The sequence below is a fragment of the Parasphingorhabdus sp. genome, assembly GCF_039939955.1.
Classification (GTDB): Bacteria; Pseudomonadota; Alphaproteobacteria; order Sphingomonadales; family Sphingomonadaceae; genus Parasphingorhabdus.
The window spans coordinates 107,948-128,639 of the sequence record NZ_JBDVHS010000005.1 but is presented as its reverse complement, the minus strand read 5'-3'; the positions used below and the strand labels follow the sequence as shown (position 1 = coordinate 128,639).

Below are 20,692 nucleotides of genomic sequence, written 5' to 3'. Positions count from 1 at the left end.
CGCCTGCATAATTTTCGACGCCTAGACTTCTCCGCAAATAGGAGAGATTCATGGCTGTCGAGACCAAGCGTAGTTTTTGCCGTTTTTGTCACGCAAGTTGCGCAATGATTGTCGAAGTGGAAGACAATAAGATCAAATCGGTGCGCGGCGACAAAGAAAACCACATGTTCAATGGCTATACGTGCATCAAAGGTCGCCAGCTCCCCGACATGCACAATCTGCCTGACCGCATGATTACCAGCAAAATTCGCCAGCCCGACGGCAGTTTCAAAGACATCTCGACCGCCGATGCGCTTGCGCTGGCCGGTGCTCAGATGAAGGCTATTGTCGAAGAGCATGGCCCGCATAGCGTCGCTGTCTATTGCGGTACCAATGCTTTTCAAAATAGCGCGGTACTGGGCACGTCCTATGCTTTTGCCCAAGGTGTCGGAACACGGAACTGGTTCACCAGCGTGACCGTCGATCAACCGGCCAAAGTCTTTACCACCGCGCGCTATGGCATGTGGATGGGTGGCGGAAATGCCTTTGCCGATTCCGATGTTGCCATGTTTGTCGGCAACAACCCAATTGTATCCCACTATTCCGGCGGCATGCCAACCGCATCTCCGTCACGTGGCATTCGGGATGCCAAAGAACGCGGACTCAAGCTAATCGTCGCCGACCCGCGCGTGAGCGAAATGGGCAAGCTGGCGGACGTCTATCTGCCAGTGAAACCAGGTGAAGACCCGGCCCTATTGGCAGGCATGCTCAATGTGATTTTCGAAGAGAAACTGTTCGATCAGAACTTCGTTGCCGCCCATGTCGATGGCGTCGAAGAACTGGAAGCAGCCGTCAAACCGATGACGCCCGATGTCGCTGCGAAACGCGCCGGCGTTGAGAAGGATGAACTGATCAAGGCTGCTCGTATGTTTGCCGGTGCCCATAAAGGCCGCGTGGTGACCGGAACCGGTCCGGAAATGGCCGGTAATGGCACGTTGACGGAATATCTAGTCGCGTCGCTCAATATCCTGTGCGCCCGCTTCAATCAGGAAGGCGACAAAGTATCAGCGCCGATGGTTTTCAATCCACTCAGCGGCCTGCCCAAAAAAGCACAGGTCGCACCCAAAATGCCGACCTTTGGCGAAGGATTTCCCAAATCCCGTATCCGTGGCCTAGGCCATCTGGGCAAAGAAATGCCGTGCAACGTACTGGCAGATGAGATTCTGACGCCCGGCGAAGGGCAGGTTAAAGTGCTCATTTCCATCGGCGGCAATCCGGAAATTGCTTTCCCAGACCAGCAGAAAGTCCGCCGTGCGCTGGACGAGTGCGAACTGTTCATTCAGGTCGATCCATGGATGTCAGCGAGCGCCAAACGCGCGGACATCATTCTCTCGCCCAGCATGTGTCTGGAACGCGAAGACATCAACAATGTCTCCGATGCTTTCACCGAAGAAGCCTATGCCCATTATACCGAAGCGATGGTGCCCGCACCCGGCGACACAATGGATGAATATGAAATGCTCTGGTGGCTCGCCAAACATATGGGCATCGAAATGGACTTTCCCGGCGGCGCAGCTTCGATGGACCAATGCCCTGACAAATCCACTATTCTCGATCTGATTACCGAAGGTTCCTTGCTCAAACCCAGCAAAGCCAAAGCTGATGCGGCGGCTCAGGAGAAGAAAGGTGCCGCGATGACCTATGAAGAGCTGCATCCGGTGATCGGACCTGCGGATTCGGACGCAGAAGAGAAATTCAATCTGAACGCGGGCGCAATGCCAAGCCAATTGCTCGACTATGCTGCCAATGATCCGGTCGATAGCGGTTTTGACTTCCGCCTGATATCGCGGCGGTCCAAGCATCGCTACAACAGCAACGGCCATCCCTTCCCGAAACTAGTAGCAAAAATGCCCACCAATCCAGCGTTTTTCAACCCAGGTGATCTTGCTGCCGCAGGCATAGACGATGGCGCGATCATTGAGATCAGCTCTCCCACCGCATCGATTTTCGGATTGGCCAAAGCAGACGACAAAGTCCGGCCAGGCGTTATCTCGATGAGCCATGCTTTCGGCGATAGCGAGGCCGGCAAGGATGATGTGATGACCAAAGGCGGCTCCACCAACCGGTTAATCGTCGACGACGCCGATATCGACCCCATCACCGGGCAAGCGATGCAAAGCGCGATTCCCGTCCGGGTAAGCGCGGCTTAGGGGGCTACGGAACAGTCAACGGCGCAGCGGATATGGTTGAGGGAGAATGGGGCTCTAGTGCCATTTCTCAATCGATAGCTTGCGGCTGCTGTCGTTAGCGGTTTTCACCGACAACAGCATCGCATCCAGTTGAGAGCGGGACAGCGGGTTTCCGTTGACGATCACCATTTCGATCGAGTCGGTTGCCGATATATCCAGCAGGGGATCCTCTCTCAGCAGCACGAGATTGGCCTTGAAACCCGCCTGAATCTTGCCGGTGTTCCATCCCATCCATTGCGCTGGCGCTGATGTTGCAGACGCCAAGACTTGAGCATTGGTCATACCGGCATCCTTCAGGGCCCGCATTTCTTCGTGCAGCGAAAACCCCGGCACCGTGACGGGGACATTGGCATCCGTCCCAGCCAGTATCGGCACGCCTTTTTCCAGCAACGCCTTGAATATGATATGCTGGGCATCTGAATAGGCCTGCCAATATTTCAGGCTATCCGACCGTTTCTGTGCATCCCATTCTTCCGGCCATCGGTAGATATTGACATCCGGCAACCAGCCCATGCCCCGCGAAGTCAGCATGATACCTTCGGTAATCCCCGGATTGGCATAGGCAAGCTGCGCCTCTTTCAACACGCCATCCAAATTGGATTTTTGGCCGGGGAAACTATCCAGCAGCGCCATTGTCGATGTGACAACAATTCCTTTTCTCAAAATATGCTCGGCCACATCCGGGCTGCGCTCGCTGACAAAGGCAAGAAAATCTTCCGCAGTTTCGTGGCGATATCCGCCAAATTCCCGATCCAGAGCCTTCATAAATTCTTCGACATGGGCAACGGCCGACTGGTTGGATTGCCAGACATCATCCAGGACAATAGCCATGGGAAGATGGCCGACCAGAGGAAGGGAATCCGCATTGGTCAGCGCGCTGATTGCCGCATAGCCCTCTTTATCCAAAAAACTGCTGGCCTTGATCGCGTCATAGCCCTTGCTTTCAAATGATTGCACAGCCCGCTCGATATCCGCTTGCGAGCGGACATTGGTTTTGCGCTGGAACCAGCTGGTGAACCAGCCGCCCGGCAGGTCGAAATTGGCTAGTTGGGGAGCAACGACAAACAGGTCCGGACCGATTCGGCCCTGTTCGATCTCCCGTTTCCACTGCAAATGCGTGTCGCTGCCATTCATTTCCCGGACCTGGGTGACACCGTTGGCGATGTAGAGTTGCAGATCATTTTCGCTTTCCCAAAGATGGACATGCGAATCTGTATAGCCCGGCACCAGAAACATACCGGTTCCGTCGATTGTCCGAATGTCGCTTGCAAGCTCAGGCTCTGAAGTGACGGAGACAATATTTCCATCGCGGATAAGAACGGTTTGATTCTCACTGAAGCGATCGGAGGTCGGGGCCAATATATTGACATTGCTAATCGCAAACACCTCGGGCCGCTGGTCAATTTCGATGGTCTCAGCCCGTTCCGTATATTTGCCGAACATAGCGTCGAGCTGATAATCCACGAAAAAATACGAACCCAGCGTTGATAGGATCGTGAAGAACAAGAGCCCGACGGCCCAGCGTTTCGGATTAAAAAAGCCTTTGATCGTCATGCCGCAATATTCCTGTCCATTTTGCCTTTTCGAGACCATCTAGTCACTGTCTAGTTATGCCAATAGACCTTATTTCTAGACACTGTCAAGTTCCAGAGTTATGCAAGCGGCATGACGGCAAGAAAACCCCCGGTAAACAGCTATCATCACGGCAGCCTGGCCCCCGCCCTTATCGCCGCAGCGGAGCAGGAACTTTCACAGGCCGGCATTGAATCCTTCTCTCTAAGGGCGGTCGCAAAGCGGGCCGGCGTCAGCCACGGCGCACCCGCGCATCATTTTGACGGCAAAAACGGATTGCTGACCGCGCTGGCTGCGGAAGGCTATCGGCGGTTGATCGACGCTCAGAATGAACGGCAGAAAAAAGCGCAGCCCGATCCGTTATCGCAACTGATCGCATCAGGAAGCGGCTATCTGGATTTCGCGATGCAAAACCAAGAGCTGTTCCGATTGATGCTCGCCTCCAGCCTGCCGGATCGAGACAATGAGCATTTTTCCGCGGTTTCAATGGCAGCATTTGACAAGCTGGCGGTTGAAATCAGAAATGTTCTTGGGACAGACCCTTATACCGATCGCGTCGCGATGACCCAGGTCATGGCATCCTGGTCGATGGTTCATGGGTTGGCAGAACTGATAATTTCTGGCCGCACAAAAATGCCGATGGATTTCACCCAGATGCCCGCTGCACAGCGTGATGCCATATTTGAAGATATTCTTTTGAGAGCTTTGAAGACAAACTGACCCGGATATCGGCATGGTCGGTGATGGCAATGAAGCTTGAGGACCTACGGTCTATCATATTTGCCAATCGACTTTGGTCCCAGACAAGCCTCTTTTCCGTTGGAGGAAGAGGACGACAACGATGCACATGACTCCAGATTATATCGATCAGATGAAACGTCTGATGGAATGGGAATCCTCCCGCACAGCGCCGCCAGCGGATTTTCCACGGCTGCCGGATTTACCGGCGGGCCGTTATACATCTCAGGAATATTATGATCTCGAGCAGCAGCATCTGTGGAAGAAGACATGGCTGTTCGCGGCCCATATTGATGAGGTCCCCGATCCCGGCTGCTTTATGAAATGGGAGCAGATTGGCGATCCGGTCATCATCGTCCATGGCATGGATGGCGAAATACGCGCTTTCTACAACACCTGCCGCCATCGCGGCGCGCCGGTGGTTACCGAGGAAAAGGGCCGATCACCGCGCCTGATGTGTGGTTATCACAACTGGACCTATAAAACCGACGGTAGCTTGGTCGGGGTACCGGAAAAGCAGGATTTCGGTCCAGATTTCGACATGTCCTGCCGCAGCCTGATCCCTGTCAGGTGCGAGAGGCTAGGCAATCTTATTTTTATCAATTTTGACGAAGACGCAATGCCGCTCAAAAAGTGGCTGGGTCCCGTCTGGGATGAATGGAAAGAATTCCGCTTTGACCAAATCAAGCTGGCGGCACGCTACTCATTCGATCTAAAGTGCAACTGGAAGGTGGCGATGGAGGCCAATATGGAGGTCTATCACGTGCCCTTCATCCATCCCGATACCGTCGCGCCATTGGTCGACAGCAAGCGCAATGTGAACACTATATACCCGAACGGCCATGCCCGGATGCTCGCGCCTGCCCCACAGCAAACCGACCGCGAGCATGTCCGTGCCATTGATAATCCACCGGGCTGGCAGGAGATTGAAGGCGTCGGCGAATTTGGCCGCACCTGCACGCAAAGCTATACGATGTTCCCGAACTGGGTGTCGCCGCTGAGCAATTATTTCGTGCCGCCGCTGATCTTCTGGCCCACTTCGCTCAATACGACCCGGATCGAGTTAGTCACCATGGCCATGGACTGGGGCGATGGTCCGGCCCCGGACCTCTGGACCGTGCCGGACGAGAGCAAACCCAATGGCCGCGATATGTCGCCGATCATCCTTGAGGACACGCAGTTCGGCGAAATGATCCAGAAATCGATGGAGAGCGACGGCTTCAAAAGCGTTCCGCTGAGCTATCAGGAGGCCCGGATATACAGTTTCCATCAAACCTGCGACAAGATGATCGGACTGAACCGCGTCCCGGATCATCTCGCTGTAGATCAGGTAATTGGCGACGATTGGGTCTATCCCAACGATCCTCGTGTGGCCCAAATGGAGCAGATGGAAGCGGCGGAATAGCGTTTAATCTAGCCAACACCGCTCCCCTTCCCTAAATGCACCAACATGCATTTCTTGGATCAAGCCAAAATATACGTCAGCTCAGGTCAGGGCGGCCCCGGTGCCGTCAGTTTCCGGCGCGAAAAATATATTCAATATGGTGGCCCTGATGGCGGCAATGGCGGCAAAGGTGCCGACATCGTCTTTCTGGCCGTTGAAGGCCTCAACACGCTGATAGACTTTCGTTATGCCCAGCATTTCAAAGCCCCGCGCGGCAAAGGGGGCGCAGGGCGCAACCGCACCGGTGCGGGCGGAGAAGCGCTGGTTATCAAAGTCCCCGTAGGCACTCAGATTTTGTCGGAAGACAAAGAGCATGTGCTGCTCGATTTCACCCGAGAAGGCCAGCGCGCGACGTTCCTGGAAGGTGGAGTCGGTGGCCGCGGCAATGCCAGCTACAAAAGCGCGACCAACCGCGCACCGCGCCAGCACCAGCCCGGTGAACCCGGTGAAGAAGCAGCCCTTTGGTTGCGACTTAAACTCATCGCGGATGCTGGACTTGTTGGCCTGCCCAATGCCGGAAAATCAACGCTGATCAATAAAGTCACCAACGCCAGCGCCAAAGTCGGTGCCTATCCGTTCACCACCATCCATCCACAGCTGGGCGTGGTTCGGCATAAGGGCCGCGAATTCGTTCTGGCCGACATACCCGGTCTGATTGAGGGGGCAGCAGAAGGCGCGGGAATCGGCGACCGGTTCTTGGGTCATATTGAACGATGCAAAATATTGCTCCATCTCATCGATGCCACGGGTGATGATCCCGTCGATGCTTGGAAAACGGTCACCAAAGAGCTGGAGAAATATGGCGGCGGCCTCTCCGAAAAACCTCAGATATTGGCGCTCAACAAAGCCGACCTGCTGGACGATGATCTGATGGCAGACATCACCGATCAATTGCATGCCGCCGGCGCGGAACATGTGCTGTCAGTATCAGGCGCAACCGGCGCCGGGCTGGAAGCGGCGCTAAACAAGGTGCTTGAAGCCGTTGGCGAGAATAGTTCAATCGAGCAGAAAAATCAGGCAACGCCCTCTTCGGATGGGGAGGACGTGACCAAGGAGTGGTCACCACTGTGAGCGCTGCCACGCCAGAGACAATTGTCGTCAAAATCGGTTCGTCCCTGCTCGTGGGAGAGGATGGGAAACCACGCCGCGAATGGCTAAAAACGCTGGTTGAGGATATCGCCAAACGCCATCAGGCGGGTGACAATATCATCATCGTTTCATCCGGGTCGATTGCGCTGGGCGCACGAAAACTTGGTCTTGGAAAAGGCGGCAGGGCCAGCTTGGCCGACGCGCAAGCCGCAGCCTCAATCGGGCAGATCGCGCTGAGCAGCCTATGGTCAGAACTGCTTGGCGAACATCAAATTGCGGCCGCTCAAATGTTGCTTACACTGGGTGATATGGAAGGCCGCAAACGTTATCTCAACGCCGCTGCAACACTAGAAAAGCTGCTTGAACATCGGGCTATCCCGGTGATCAACGAAAATGACAGCGTCGCCACCGATGAAATCCGGTTCGGTGACAATGATCGGCTCGCAGCACGGGTCGGCCAAGCAGCAACCGCCGACCGCGTATTGCTGCTTTCGGATATTGACGGCCTCTACGACCGCAGGCCGGACAGCGAAACCAAAGGGCAATTTATCGGTACAGTCGATATCGTCGATGAGAATATCTTGGAAATGGCCGATAGCAGTTCCTCTTCCGGGCTGGGTTCCGGTGGAATGACGTCCAAGCTCGAGGCCGCAAAAATCGCCAATCTCGCGGGGATCGAACTATCGATCATCTCCGGTCAGGAAGACCATCCATTGGAACGCTATGCGCTAACCAATGTCGGCACCTTGTTCAAAGCCGGAGAGGGTATCAATGCCCGTAAAGCATGGTTGAGCGGGCTGACCACCTCTGCTGGGACGATAACCGTCGACGCGGGTGCCGTTGAGGCCCTGCAATCCGGCAGCAGTCTATTGGCCGCCGGTATCGTCACCATTAATGGCCAGTTTGAACGCAGTGATGTGGTTGAGGTCAAGGATATGGATGGCCAAACCATCGCGCGCGGTCTCGCCGAATATGATGCGCTCGATTGCACGAAGATCATCGGTTGCCGGAGTTCGGAGATGGAAGCCTTGCTGGGCTACGCACCGCGCAGCGCCGTGATTCACCGCAATCAAATGGTGCTGGTCTAGTCGCCGTGGCTAGAGGCTCTCCAAAAACAATCGCAATGACCGGTGCAACCGGATTTGTCGGTAGCCGGATGCTCGATCTTTTAGTCCGCGAAGGATATGAAGCGCGCGCACTCACCAGGCGCGATCAGGACGACCGGGCCCATGTAACATGGGTGGGCGGCGCACTGGACAATCCAGATAGTCTCTCTGAATTATGTCACGACGCCGATGTGGTTCTACACATTGCGGGCGTCGTCAACGCTCCAGACCGAGCCGGATTTGAATCCGGCAATATTGCGGGCACGCTCGCCGTGGTTGAAGCGGCCAAACAAGCCGGTGTGAAGCGTTTCATCCATGTCTCGTCGCTAGCGGCCACACAACCGGAACTCTCCATCTATGGCGAGACCAAGGCTTCGGCCGAAAAAATGGTCGCGCTCAGCGAACTCGACTGGACGATCATCCGTCCGCCGGCCGTCTATGGCCCCGGTGATGGCGAAATGCTTGATCTGTTCAAAATGGCCAGATTGGGATTTGTGACCTTGCCGCCCGATGCCGATGGCCGCTTGTCCGTCATCCATGTTCAGGACCTCTGCCGGGCGCTGCTTGCGCTCCTCCCTGCACGGGAAGACTTGACGGGTCAGACATTCGAAGTTGACGACGGCAAGCAGGGCGGCTGGACGCAGGCGAGCTTCGCCAAAGCGATAGGCGTGGCAATGGACAGGAACGTCTCTACCATCGGGATACCAAAAGCGCTGCTGCGCCTTGGCGCCAAGGCCGACCGTCTCGTGCGCGGCGACAAGGCAAAGCTTACCGAAGATCGCGTGAGCTATTTTTGCCATGACGACTGGACAATTGATCCACAGAAACGTCTGCCCAGTCAGCTATGGCAACCACAGGTCGAAACGCGCGACGGTCTTAAAGACACGGCAAATTGGTATCGCAAAAACAACTGGCTGTAGCGGACAGCGAAACATGGCAAAGGCATATCGTTCATAGACATGCTCCGCTAACCCGGTATTCCGTCATTTTCCGTCATCCGCTATCTGTTTGAGAATGTGATATAACCGTCCCAATTGGGCAAGCTGATGCCGCTTTTGCGCCTTATTCACTTGCCAATAGGGCGCATCCGTTGGCAAAGGTCGAATAAGGCAATTTGGCCAGTGACACTAGGGAAGCAATATATGGCAAATCGCGAAGAAATCATGGCTATCGTCAGCAAGCTGATCGGGCCGTTTAACAACAAGGGTGTTGATCTATCGGCTGACACAACCTTTCAGAACGATCTGGAATGGGACAGCCTGACGGTGATGGACTTCGTTGCAGCGGTTGAAGATGAATTTGATATCATCATCACTATGAACATGCAGGCGGAAATCGAAACCGTCGGCCAGCTCGCCGATGCCGTTACCAAGTTAATGGACAACTGAGAAACGCGATCCACCTGGTGCGAGGCCCAGGAACACATTTGCGAACATCGCCGTGTTCCACTCTGGGTTTCGGATCAAGTCCGGGACGCGAGATGAGAAAAACATGACTGATCTTTTATCAAAATTCGACCCGCTGATCGAGGAGCGCGAGACGCTTCTCGCCACCGGCGTCAAAGACCCGTTCTCCCTCGTCATGGAGGAAGTTCTCTCACCGACCGTTGCGGTCTGCGACGGCAAGGAGACCATTCTCCTCGGCACCTATAATTATATGGGTATGACCTTTGACGGTGATGTGCGTCAGGCGGGCTTAAATGCGCTCAAGGAATTCGGGTCCGGCACCACCGGAAGTCGAGTCCTCAATGGCACCTACAGCCTGCACCGCGACTGCGAGGACGCGCTGAAGGAATTTTACGACATGGACCATGCTATGGTCTTTTCCACCGGCTATCAGGCCAATCTGGGCATCATCTCGACGCTGGCGGGCAAAGGGGACTATGTAATCCTCGATATCGACAGCCATGCATCCATCTACGACGGCTGCGCGATGGGCAATGCCGAGATTGTCGCTTTCCGCCACAATGATGTCGAAGCGCTGGAAAAGCGCCTCAAACGCCTGCCCGCCGAAGCCGGCAAGCTGGTTGTTCTCGAAGGCGTCTATTCGATGCTCGGCGATGTCGCGCCGCTGAAGGAAATGGTCCGCATCTGCAAGGAAAACGGCGCGATGGTGCTGGTCGACGAAGCGCACTCCATGGGCTTTATCGGCGAAAATGGCCGCGGTGTTTGCGAAGATCAAGGCGTGATTGACGATGTTGATTTCATCATCGGCACGTTCAGCAAAAGCGTCGGCACGGTCGGCGGCTTCTGCGTCTCCAACCATCCGAAAGCTGAAATCCTGCGACTGGTCTGTCGCCCCTATGTGTTCACCGCCAGCCTGCCGCCCAGCGTCATGGCAACGGCGAGCACATCGATCCGCAAACTGATGCGCAGCGGAAACAAGCGGGCGCATCTGTGGGAGAATAGCAAGAAGCTCCACAAGGGGCTACGCGATCTCGGCTTCACCCTTGGCACAGCGGAAGCAGAAAGTGCGATCATCGCGGTGATCATGCCCGATCTGGAAAAAGGCGCGATGATGTGGCAGGCGCTGCTCGCCGAAGGCCTCTATGTCAATCTGGCCAGACCACCCGCGACCCCCGCGAATATGACCCTGCTGCGCTGCTCACTCTGCGCAGAGCATACAAGCGAACAAGTCGACCAGATTTTGGGCATGTTTGAAGCGGCTGGCAAGGCGGTTGGGGCGATTTAGCGGGATGCAGAAAAACCTCTCGATTACCTTCCTGTGTGCGGTCATTTTTCTGTTAAGTGCCTGCGAACAAGTTACTGTTTGTGCGGCATGCATTAAGTCCGACCCGGCATCTCCTGTTGCCGTTGAAGACTATTCAAAAATTCGCTTTAGCTACGCGAAAATCTCTCTACCGGACAACGTGAATGACGTTTATTATTATGAGACTTGCGGGCTTGACTGTCGCTTTTTTGCTAGATTTCGGATGCAATATGAAGATGCTATTAGCTTTGCTGGCAATATCCGGGATATCGAGAAATTCAGGGGCTTCCGCGATCGACCCGATCCCAATGTGATTGACTGGTGGCCCAAAAAAATCCCTAGCAGTGCGATCGGTAGCAGCGGCGACATCAACGTAAAAGACGATCCTTATGTCGACATTGCGGTTGTCAAGGATGGTCAGAGTGCTGATGTTTTTCTCTATAGCTGGACGATGTAGGGAGCAGTTATTACCATGACCAATTCCATCCAAATCGAACAACGCGGCGCGATCGAGATATTGACGCTCAACCGTCCCGATAAGCTCAACACGATGAACGAAGAGATGATCTTCGCGCTGCAGGATTATTTCCGCGGTCTGCAGAAACGCCATGACGTGCGCGTGGTTCTCTTCCGCGCCGAGGGCCGCGCTTTTTGCGCCGGCCTTGATATCGGCGGCTGGAAGAATGATGGTTCGCAGGGTCAGGTCCAGCATATCTGGCGCACGCAGCGCTCCATTGCCACGGTGATGCAGCTCATGCGGCAATGTCCGCAACCGATTATCGCACTGGCCCAGGGCGCGGCTTGCGGTGGCGGATTCTCGCTATTGCTGGCCAGCGATGTCCGCTTTGGCGCGCCATCGCTCAAAATGAACGCGGCCTATATCAAGATCGGTCTGGGTGGCTGCGATATGGGATCGAGCTATTTCCTGCCGCGCATGGTTGGTGCTTCCATTGCCTCCGAACTTATCCTGACCGGGCGTTTCATCCATGCCGAACGGGCCGAGAAATACGGGCTGATCAGTGAAATGGTCGATGAAGACAAGTTGCTGACGACCGGTCTGTCGCTGGCCGAAGAGATGCTCGACACCGCACCAATGGGCCTGCGCCTGTCGAAAGATGCGCTGAACCGCAATATCGATGCCCAAAGCTTTGAAGCGGCGCTCGCGATCGAAGACCGTCAACAAGTGATGCTATCGATGACCGAAGACAGCAGAGAGGCGGCGAAAGCCTTTTTTGCCAAACGGAAACCCGATTATAAGGACCGGTAAAATATCCTCATTTGGATAAGCGGGTCATTTAATCGCGCCGCCCATGATCAACCGGGGCAGCATCACCAGCGCGCCCAATATCGGCCATTTGCGTTGCCAGGGCTTGATGACATAATCCGTCCCGGCATGACGGTTGATCTTCCATGCCAGATAATCAATGCCGCCGGCATAGGTCGCAGAGGCCTTGGCCAGTCGGGCAAGCGTTAGAATCTTGCCATTGCGCCGCAATTGCCGCCATCTTTTTTCTACCGCGTCCCGGGAGGCGACAATTTTGAGCTTCTTGCCCTGCGCTTTGTCTCGTTCGGCAATTGTCGCCATTACGGCAGGTCCGAACCGTGCGTAACGCTGAGGATCGGAGTCCACGACCGAGTCCGAACGATCTTTCCGTTCAGCCCGCAGCTCTGCGCCATAGGTCAGTTCAAAACCGCGCTTCCACAGATCCACGATGGTATATTCCGTGTCGACCGCCATCATTGGAAAGCTCATATCAAACAAGGTGATCGAAGCACCTTCTATCGCCTCCACACTCATTGCCTGCGCCGCTTCATCCGCCTGCCACACCAACCGGGATGGCTGCGCAAATCGCGCCCATACGCTAACCGCGCTGGCAGTGATCCGGTTTAACTTGTGAAAGTCTCTTTCGCTCAACACAGCCACTTTGGCGACCAGCCCGTCATGTTCCGCCGGGAACACATTCGGCGGCAAGCGCTTATTGGCGCGCGCCAGCCAGCTTTTGCCATAGGCCGCCTCATAGTCAGAAACAATCAGATAGAAATCGAGCATCTGCCCTTCGAGCTCGGTGGTCCGCAGACAAGATCCATAGAATAAGACCGCCCGCGATGCCTCGCCATATTGCGCGGCAATCGATGCTGCAAAGGCCGCAACCCGCTCATCAACAGGTTGTGCCAGTTCTTCTGCGATTAATGATTTCAGTTCGCTCACGCGAGACGTCCTAGCTCAAGCGGCAAGCCGAAGAAAGGACACTGGCTCGGTTGATTTCAGCACAATAGGCTGTCCCGGTTGAGCGGAGAATAGCTCACCGTCCATCAATACATTGCTGCCATCGCCCTCGATGCGGATCGTATCGCCACGCTCAAGATGGATGCCTTTTTGGGCATTGCGTCCCAATCGACCGAAAATCACCGATAGCAAGAAACGGACAATGGCACCCGCTTGCTGATCAATGGCCAAAAACTGCATCCGGCCGATAGCATTTTTGTTCCGCATGGATCGTTTCATCAACAAAAGCCGTTCCAGCGTGGTGACAATCAGCACCGCGAAATTGCCTTGAAACTGGCCATCACGGATCAGGGATATTTTGACAGGTGACGATCGTTTGGGCAGGAATTTCGCTCGAATACCAAATAGCACCGATGCGAGGGCGGCGAAAACCGTCAACACATGCGCTGCGGCATTGGGTAGCCCGAGCGGGTAAATCTTGTGACGGCAATAGAGGATGAACTCGGACAATCCCGCCCCGCCCAGAAACATGCCCAAGACGACTTTGCTGTCTTTCCCGCCGTCGGAAAGTGCGATCAATTCGCGATCAACCAGATGGTCATGCAGATCATGCTTAGCCATCTCGACAATACGATCCAAAGCCTTCAGCGGATTGCCTTCAGCGCCTAGATCAAGCGCGATTAAATTGGTCTTTCCATTGGGCAGAACGGCAACCGGTGGTGGCGTATCACCAAAGTGACCGCCTTGATGCAATTCGGTCAGCGCCGCCTGCACCGTCCCGTCACCGCCGTTAATCACCAGCACTTTCGGCTTCACCCGGGCAATGGTTTCCAAAGCCTTGGCAATTTCATCGACATGATCGACTTCATAGTGAAAAACATCGCTATTCTTGACGCAATAAGATCGCACTTCCGGCAAGATCGCTCGGTTTCCCGTTGAATTCGGATTGGAAATAAGTGCGACATTTGCCATGAAATAGCCTTAAATTGTCCGGTACGCTTGAAACATCACATATACTTCATGGTGATGTTTATGGATTTGACCTCATTGCCGATCGCAAATTTCGTTTTCTTGTAGCTTGGCTTGCCGAGGTTAAAGATACTGATCTTTGGATTGTTCGACATACCGCCGCCGTCACTGGTGATATTGGTCTTACCATTGCCGTCGAGGTCATGCCGCACGGCAATCGCATATTCACCTGCCTTGCTGATCGGCAGGCAAAAGGTCATTTTTTTCCCGCTCACAGGGGTTTCGATGCGATGCAGCCAAGCACCCTTCTTAAGCCATTCAGCCTTGGTGCCACGGTAGCTTTGAATGCGTACATTGCCTGCCACGGCCTTCAGGCCGCTCACTTTCACCAACACGGCGGGACCATTGCCGGATTGGCAGGGGCGAAGGTCGTTGGATATCTTTTGCCCACCGGCAAAGGCCGGAGCAGAAGATAGCAAAATACCAGTCGATAATGCGATGGATGCCGCAAATTTCAACATGACGAAGTAACTCCTAGTCGTTATACCCGCGCCATTACTCCGGCACGGACAAGAATCAGCCCCCGATCTAGCCAAGACTATGGATTTGATTTGCGGCGAAAACATGGTGATAGGGCGACAACAAGTTGAAACTGCTGACTTCCACCGACCGTTATTTAGCAAAATTGATCGCACTGCCCCTGTTCAGCACATTGGTGATTGCGGCCATGCTGCTGGTGTTGGAGAAAATGCTCCGCCTGTTTGATTTTGTCGCGGCAGAAGGTGGTCCGGTCAGCGTGGTTTGGCGGATGCTAGCCAATCTGATTCCCGAATATCTCTCGCTGGGCATACCAATAGGCCTGCTACTCGGCATATTGCTGGCATTTCGCAAACTTGCGCTCAGTTCCGAACTGGATGTCTTTCGCGCGGTCGGACAGGGCTACGGCCGCCTACTCCGCGTGCCCTATATTTTCGCAGTGGCACTGATGCTAGTCAACCTAGCGCTGGTCGGGTTCATCCAACCCTTGTCCCGTTACTATTATGAAGAACTGCGCTTCGAACTGCGGTCCGGTGCCCTTGGCGCCTCGATCAAAGTTGGGGAATTCACCAATCTGGGCAAACGAATGACCCTGCGGATCGAAGAAAGTCGCGACAATGGCACCAATTTGAGCGGCATCTTCGTCCGCGCCGAAAGCAACAAAGGTCAGACCGTATCGGTAACCGCGAAAAACGGCCAATTTCTGGCAACCGACGATCCGGACACAATCATCATGCGCCTGACCGATGGCGTTCTGGTCCATGATGCGCCCAATTACGAAAAACCGCGCATCTTGAGCTTCAGCAATCATGATTTACCCATTGATTTACCGGACATTGAAACCTTCCGATCACGGGGCGGCAAGGATCTGGAATATACGATACCGGAGCTTGTCCGGGTCGGTCTGGATGAAAAACGGCCCGTAGCCGAACGCAATGAAAGCCGTGCCAATTTTCACTTTCGTATGGTCGAAGTGGTCATGATGCTGCTGATGCCGCTGCTCGCGGTCGCGCTGGCGGTCCCGCCGAAACGCTCCAGCTCTGCTCTGGGGGTCTTTCTGTCCATCGTAATGATCGTGACCTATCACAAGGTCAACGAATATGGCGAGGATGTGGGGACACTGGGCCTCGTTGACCCGATCATTGCTTTGTGGCTGCCCTTCTGTCTGTTTGCGGCCCTGATCATATGGATGTACCATGTTGCCGCCCATGTTCCGGGCGGCCAGCCAATCGGTGCGCTTGAAAAAGCATTTTCCAAATTCGGTGGCGTCTTCAAAGGCTTGCTCAATTTCAATCGCAAACGTGCGTTGATGAAGGAATAGGCGGATATGAATTTCTTCCCTTCCCGCACACTTGCCATTTACATGGCAAAAATGTTCATCGTCCGCACGCTAGCGGTGCTGGCGCTGCTGGTCCTGGTATTGCAAGCGCTAGACCTGCTCGGCGAGAGCGGCAAAATCCTGGCCTATGAGGGCAATGGGGAAGCGGAACTTTGGACCTATGTTTCGTTGCGAGCACCGCAGCTTATAGCCCGGTTTTTACCATTTTCGGTCTTGCTGGGAACGATTATCACGCTGGCCACATTGAACCAGAACAGCGAAGTCGTCTCGATGAAAGCAGGCGGGCTCTCCGCTCATCAGATTCTGGCACCATTGATCGTCACCAGCATGGGCGTTGCTTTGCTATCCTTCATATTCAATGAAACACTGGTCGCCCCCTCAACCGCCCGTCTGTCGCAATGGGAGAAGGTCGAATTCGGCCCCATACCGGCAGAGAGCAACATACGCACCAACGTCTGGGTCAAGGATGGCGACAATCTGATCAACGCAGGTACCGTGAACGGCCGTGGCGAGAATGTGATATTGCGCGACATCACGATCTACGAGCGCACGGAAAATGGTCTGAAAAGCCTGCTGCAAGGGAATGAAGCGCGGTTCACCGATACCGGTTGGTTGCTAACCGATGTCACCGGCTTCGATGTGAGCACCGGAAGCGAAGGAAAGACAGCGGAGATGTTGATCGGCGATTCCATCCGGCCGGATCAATTCACCCTGAGCAATGTCAAAGCAGACAGCCTGTCGATCTTCGCCTTGAGCAGCGCCATTGATGAGCTGGAACATGCCGGGCGTCCAACGATGAGCCTCAAGGCGGGCTGGTGGCACAAGATATCCGGCCCGATGTCCTCGATCCTGATGCCCTTGCTAGGCGCTGTCGCTGCTTTCGGTTTGGCCCGGTCGGGGCAATTGTTCATTCGGGCGGTGCTCGGCATGGCGCTAGGCTTTGCCTATTTCGTTGCCGATAATTTCGCGCTCGCAATGGGCAATATCGGTGCTTATCCACCAATATTGGCAGCCTGGGCCCCTTTCCTTCTATTCTTCTTGATTGGCGAAACCGTGCTCGTCCGGACCGAAGAATAGCGCCCCTAGTTTCGACCGGCGCTGCCGCGCACAAGCCCTTTGATCAAAGTCCAGAGACTATCATGATCCGCCCGATAGAAGTTGGAACCGTCGGGCAACTCTGCTGCGAGACGCCGATGCGCTTCACCGAGGCTATGATAGGGAACGCCCGGCAAAAGATGGTGCAGCGCATGATAGCGCAGCCCCACCGGGGCCCACAAAGCAGGCAGTGTCGCGGGGGGCGGTACATTGACACTGTCGAGATATTGCGCGGTCACGCTCATCTCTTGGCCGTCATTTTCCCATAGGTGTGCCACCAGGGTCCGGATCTGGTTCAATACAACACTGGCCGACAACACCGCGAGATAGATTAGAAAAGCGCGCGTCGGAATGATGCCCGTTGCGACCATCGCCAACAGGCCAATGGCCCATATGCTCGCCCCGATCTCGCAGGCCAGCCAACGACGTTTAAGGTCGCCTTCCGGCGGTTTTCTGCGAAATTCAGGATTGATGATCAAACCGGAATAGCGCTCCACCACAACGCGGCGCAGCGGCGGAATAATCGCGGACAGCGGCGACAAAATGGCATAGCGGAAGAACAGCGCAATCGGCGCCAGCGCCGCAACAACAACGAACAAGGGAATGGACCAAGGTTTCATCAAAGCCAACGGCAGATATTCCGGATCTTCGACCGTGCCATATTTTTTGGTTCGGTGATGAATGCTGTGGATGCCCTCATACATGAAGGATGGGATCAGCATGGGGATGCCAAACAAGGCATTCCAGACAAAATGAAAACCGGGCAGTGCGTTGCGGCGTACATGGGTTAACTCGTGAATGAAGCTACCGGCTCGATAGAGAGCCAGAGCGGCTATTAACCCGAGAAAAATGGTGAGACCCATAGATTGGCTGAACATGGCACCGGCAAGCGATCCATAGCCGACGGCCACCGACGCCAAGAAATCGGCCCAATAAATGGCCGGTTTGGGCGTGTTCAGATCGCGCGTAGCCTTTGCAGCAGCGCGGATCAGTTCATTATCTTCGCCAACGGGCGCCGACGATACATTGCCGCGTGAATCTGCCACCGTTCCCGATGCATTTTTGGTAGAGATGGTTGTCGAGCTCATAAACACCTACATAGTGGTTGGGCCGCCTAGAGCAACATATCGTGGCGACATCATGGCAAGGGCAAGACCGCAATCACGCGCCTGCCCTTGACAATGCGCCGCGATTAACGCCACAGCCAGCCGCAAATATAGAAGGACAAAATATGGTGGCCAGTCAGGATATAAGCATACAGCCTGTTACTACCAAGGCCCAAACCAAACAGTTTGTCGACATTGGCTACACACTTAATGCCGATGACCCACATTGGGTTCCACCGCTAAGGTCCGAATTTGTCAAGATAATTACGCCGGAAAAAAATCCGTTTTTCGAACATGCACGGGTGCAGTTTTTTCTGGCCATAAGACAGGGCAAGGTGGTCGGACGGATTAGCGCGCATATCGATGAACTGGCGCTGGAACAGCCAATAGAGCAAGGCATGGGTCCCGGAACCGGCAATTGGGGCTTGATGGAAGCCAGCGAAGAAGCCGTGATGCACGCTTTGATCCACGCCGCCGAGGCTTGGCTGAAGGATCAAGGCATGACCCGTGTGCTGGCACCGCTAAGCATGTCGGTCTGGGAAGAACCAGGCCTTCTGACACAGGGTCACGACCAAAGCCCGATGATCATGATGGGCCATCACAATGCAAGCTACCAAGGCTGGATCGAAAATCTCGACTATAGCGTAGCAAAGCGCCTGAAAAGCTATGACCTGCCGGTCGTCGATGGCTTCAATGACCTGATCAACCGGATCATCGCATCGGGGGAGCGCAACAAAAGACTGAATATCCGGCGGGTCGACAAGAAATTTTTCGATCGAGATGCGGAAATCATCTTGAATATCCTCAATGATGCCTGGTCGGACAATTGGGGATTTGTCCCGATGACCGATCACGAAATTGAACATGCTGGCGAAAGCCTGAAGCCGATAGTTCACGAAGATTTGATCCGGATTGCCGAACTGGACGGAGAGCCGGTCGCATTCATGATGACCCTTCCCGATATGAACGAACGGATCAAACCGATGAAGGGTTCGCTATGGCCCTTCGGTTGGGCGAAACTATTATGGTGGCTAAAATTCCCAAAATCCGAGTCGATGCGCGTACCGCTGATGGGCGTCAAGAAAGAGCTACAGAACAGCCGACTGGCGAGCCAGATGGCGTTTATGATGATCGAATATATTCGCCGCGACGCGACGCGCGATTTTGGCACTAAACGCGCCGAGCTCGGTTGGATATTAGAGGATAATCAAGGGATGGTCGCGATTGCCAAGGCGATTGAAGCGAAAATGAACCACGAATATCTGATTTATGAGAAACCGCTCACCACATAGCGCCGGCAGAAACCGGTTCCGCGCCGGTCAGATATCCAGCTCTATCCAAGCAGGCGTATGATCGCTGGCCTTTTCACGGCCACGATGTTCTTTATCCACGCCGCAGCTATGGAAGCGATCTGCCGCCAGAGGGCTGAGCAACAGATGATCAATACGGAATCCCTGATCGCGCTGCCAACCACCACTACGATAGTCCCAATAGGTCCACAAATTGCCCTCAGGATGGGCCACACCCAAGGCATCGGTCCAACCGTCATTTAACATACGCTGATAGCCCGCACGGCTTTCCGGTTGCATCAGCGCGTCATTCTGCATCGCCTTGACCGAAAAAACATCATTATCCCGGGGGATGACATTATAGTCGCCGGCCAGCACCGCCGGCACTTCTTCTGCCCATATCTCAGCGGCACGATTACGCAGGCGCTTCATCCAGCGCAGCTTAAAATCAAATTTGGGGCCTGGGTGCGGATTGCCATTGGGCAGATAAATGCTGGAGACCCGGACCTTCGAGCCATCCTTCGCTTTGATATTCGCCTCTAAATAGCGGCTATGCTCATCTTCCGGCTCGCCATCCAGGCCGCGCTTGACCTCTTCCGGCACTTGATCCCGCGCCAGAATAGCAACGCCATTGAAGCTCTTCTGGCCATGCCAGATTGCACCATAGCCGATTTCTTCGAATTTTTCGGCAGGGAAACCTTCATCCTGCGTCTTGATTTCCTGCAGGCAGGCAACATCCGGCTTGGTCTCTTCGAGCCACTCCAGCAAGCGCGGCAGGCGCGCTCTGATACCGTTGATATTGAAGCTGGCTATTTTCACTTAGACAGAGAAACTAGAGCCGCAGCCGCAACCCGATGCAGCGTTGGGATTGGTAACTTGAAAGGCGCTACCGCCAAGAGACTCGACAAAATCAACCGCACTTCCGCGCACCAGATCGAGACTGATTTCATCCACCACCAAGGTAACACCCGATTCTTCAACCGCGATATCATCCGCCTCAATGCCATCGGCTAGGCCGAAACGATATTGGAAACCGGAACATCCTCCGCCTTCAACGGCCAACCTCAAAATGGCGGTCTTGCCTTGCTTTTCAGCAATGGCGGCCACGCGTTTTGCGGCATTGGGCGTGAGGATGATATCCTGTTCGGTGGTTGCGAGCACTTCGTTCATGACCTTAAGATAGGGAGAATAAAAAGGAGCGGCAAGCCTTAAGCTCGAACCGCTCCTTCTTGCACCCTCTCCCA

Annotated in this window: 20 protein-coding genes; 13 read left to right on the top strand and 7 right to left on the bottom strand. The window is 54.6% G+C overall.

Features of this window, described 5'->3' with window-relative positions; all coding sequences use genetic code 11:
- The first annotated feature begins 50 nt into the window (after positions 1 to 50).
- Positions 51 to 2,189 (top strand): molybdopterin-dependent oxidoreductase, encoded by a 2,139-nt coding sequence (locus tag ABJG22_RS05890; RefSeq protein WP_348019325.1) that lies wholly within the window; start codon positions 51 to 53, stop codon positions 2,187 to 2,189.
- Between the two features lie 54 nt (positions 2,190 to 2,243).
- Here ABJG22_RS05890 and ABJG22_RS05885 read toward each other — a convergent pair whose 3' ends face one another.
- On the bottom strand, positions 2,244 to 3,782 hold the full coding sequence (locus ABJG22_RS05885; protein ID WP_348019324.1) for an amidohydrolase family protein: 1,539 nt from the start codon (positions 3,780 to 3,782) through the stop codon (positions 2,244 to 2,246).
- 111 nt (positions 3,783 to 3,893) lie between these two features.
- Between ABJG22_RS05885 and ABJG22_RS05880 the strand changes: the two genes are divergently transcribed.
- From ABJG22_RS05880 to ABJG22_RS05840, 9 genes are all read left to right on the top strand, one after another.
- Complete coding sequence (locus tag ABJG22_RS05880) at positions 3,894 to 4,520, top strand: TetR/AcrR family transcriptional regulator (protein ID WP_348019323.1); 627 nt, start codon at positions 3,894 to 3,896, stop codon at positions 4,518 to 4,520.
- Positions 4,521 to 4,641: 121 nt separating this feature from the next.
- Positions 4,642 to 5,943 carry an SRPBCC family protein gene (locus ABJG22_RS05875; protein ID WP_348019322.1) on the top strand — a complete coding sequence of 434 codons (1,302 nt, stop codon included), beginning with the start codon at positions 4,642 to 4,644 and terminating at the stop codon, positions 5,941 to 5,943.
- A 45-nt stretch (positions 5,944 to 5,988) separates the two neighbouring features.
- On the top strand, positions 5,989 to 7,053 hold the full coding sequence (obgE, locus tag ABJG22_RS05870) for a GTPase ObgE (protein WP_348019321.1): 1,065 nt from the start codon (positions 5,989 to 5,991) through the stop codon (positions 7,051 to 7,053).
- Positions 7,050 to 8,159, top strand: coding sequence for a glutamate 5-kinase (gene proB / locus ABJG22_RS05865; protein WP_348019320.1), 1,110 nt, complete (start codon positions 7,050 to 7,052; stop codon positions 8,157 to 8,159). The genes obgE and proB overlap by 4 nt, the downstream gene beginning before the upstream one ends.
- A gap of 35 nt (positions 8,160 to 8,194) precedes the next feature.
- Complete coding sequence (locus tag ABJG22_RS05860; RefSeq protein WP_348019319.1) at positions 8,195 to 9,097, top strand: NAD(P)-dependent oxidoreductase; 903 nt, start codon at positions 8,195 to 8,197, stop codon at positions 9,095 to 9,097.
- Between the two features lie 222 nt (positions 9,098 to 9,319).
- Positions 9,320 to 9,565, top strand: coding sequence for an acyl carrier protein (locus tag ABJG22_RS05855; protein ID WP_348019318.1), 246 nt, complete (start codon positions 9,320 to 9,322; stop codon positions 9,563 to 9,565).
- A gap of 103 nt (positions 9,566 to 9,668) precedes the next feature.
- Positions 9,669 to 10,868 (top strand): aminotransferase class I/II-fold pyridoxal phosphate-dependent enzyme, encoded by a 1,200-nt coding sequence (locus ABJG22_RS05850; protein ID WP_348019317.1) that lies wholly within the window; start codon positions 9,669 to 9,671, stop codon positions 10,866 to 10,868.
- Positions 10,869 to 11,109: 241 nt separating this feature from the next.
- A complete protein-coding gene (locus tag ABJG22_RS05845; protein WP_348019316.1) occupies positions 11,110 to 11,343 on the top strand; it encodes a hypothetical protein in 234 nt (77 codons plus the stop codon).
- Positions 11,344 to 11,358: 15 nt separating this feature from the next.
- A complete protein-coding gene (locus ABJG22_RS05840; protein ID WP_348019315.1) occupies positions 11,359 to 12,153 on the top strand; it encodes an enoyl-CoA hydratase/isomerase family protein in 795 nt (264 codons plus the stop codon).
- Positions 12,154 to 12,177: 24 nt separating this feature from the next.
- On the opposite strand, the gene ABJG22_RS05835 is transcribed toward ABJG22_RS05840, so the two are convergent.
- Genes ABJG22_RS05835 through ABJG22_RS05825 form a run of 3 tightly spaced genes read right to left on the bottom strand, consistent with a single transcriptional unit; the run spans position 12,178 to position 14,603 of the window.
- Positions 12,178 to 13,095 (bottom strand): hypothetical protein, encoded by a 918-nt coding sequence (locus ABJG22_RS05835; RefSeq protein ID WP_348019314.1) that lies wholly within the window; start codon positions 13,093 to 13,095, stop codon positions 12,178 to 12,180.
- A gap of 15 nt (positions 13,096 to 13,110) precedes the next feature.
- A complete protein-coding gene (locus tag ABJG22_RS05830; protein WP_348019313.1) occupies positions 13,111 to 14,085 on the bottom strand; it encodes an acylglycerol kinase family protein in 975 nt (324 codons plus the stop codon).
- 35 nt (positions 14,086 to 14,120) lie between these two features.
- Positions 14,121 to 14,603: a DUF2141 domain-containing protein gene (locus tag ABJG22_RS05825; protein WP_348019312.1), complete on the bottom strand. Its 483-nt coding sequence runs from the start codon at positions 14,601 to 14,603 to the stop codon at positions 14,121 to 14,123.
- Between the two features lie 131 nt (positions 14,604 to 14,734).
- Between ABJG22_RS05825 and lptF the strand changes: the two genes are divergently transcribed.
- Positions 14,735 to 15,940, top strand: a complete 1,206-nt coding sequence (lptF, locus tag ABJG22_RS05820) for an LPS export ABC transporter permease LptF (protein ID WP_348020306.1) — start codon at positions 14,735 to 14,737, stop codon at positions 15,938 to 15,940.
- A 6-nt stretch (positions 15,941 to 15,946) separates the two neighbouring features.
- Positions 15,947 to 17,035 carry an LPS export ABC transporter permease LptG gene (lptG, locus tag ABJG22_RS05815; protein ID WP_348019311.1) on the top strand — a complete coding sequence of 363 codons (1,089 nt, stop codon included), beginning with the start codon at positions 15,947 to 15,949 and terminating at the stop codon, positions 17,033 to 17,035.
- Between the two features lie 5 nt (positions 17,036 to 17,040).
- Here lptG and ABJG22_RS05810 read toward each other — a convergent pair whose 3' ends face one another.
- A complete protein-coding gene (locus ABJG22_RS05810) occupies positions 17,041 to 18,141 on the bottom strand; it encodes a fatty acid desaturase (RefSeq protein ID WP_348019310.1) in 1,101 nt (366 codons plus the stop codon).
- Positions 18,142 to 18,284: 143 nt separating this feature from the next.
- On the opposite strand from ABJG22_RS05810, the gene ABJG22_RS05805 reads away from it, so the two are divergent.
- Positions 18,285 to 19,451 (top strand): N-acetyltransferase, encoded by a 1,167-nt coding sequence (locus ABJG22_RS05805; protein ID WP_348019309.1) that lies wholly within the window; start codon positions 18,285 to 18,287, stop codon positions 19,449 to 19,451.
- A gap of 27 nt (positions 19,452 to 19,478) precedes the next feature.
- Here the strand turns inward: ABJG22_RS05805 and xth are convergent, their stop codons facing one another.
- A complete protein-coding gene (xth, locus tag ABJG22_RS05800; RefSeq protein WP_348019308.1) occupies positions 19,479 to 20,267 on the bottom strand; it encodes an exodeoxyribonuclease III in 789 nt (262 codons plus the stop codon).
- A complete protein-coding gene (gene erpA, locus ABJG22_RS05795) occupies positions 20,268 to 20,618 on the bottom strand; it encodes an iron-sulfur cluster insertion protein ErpA (protein ID WP_348019307.1) in 351 nt (116 codons plus the stop codon).
- Between the last annotated feature and the right edge of the window lie 74 nt (positions 20,619 to 20,692).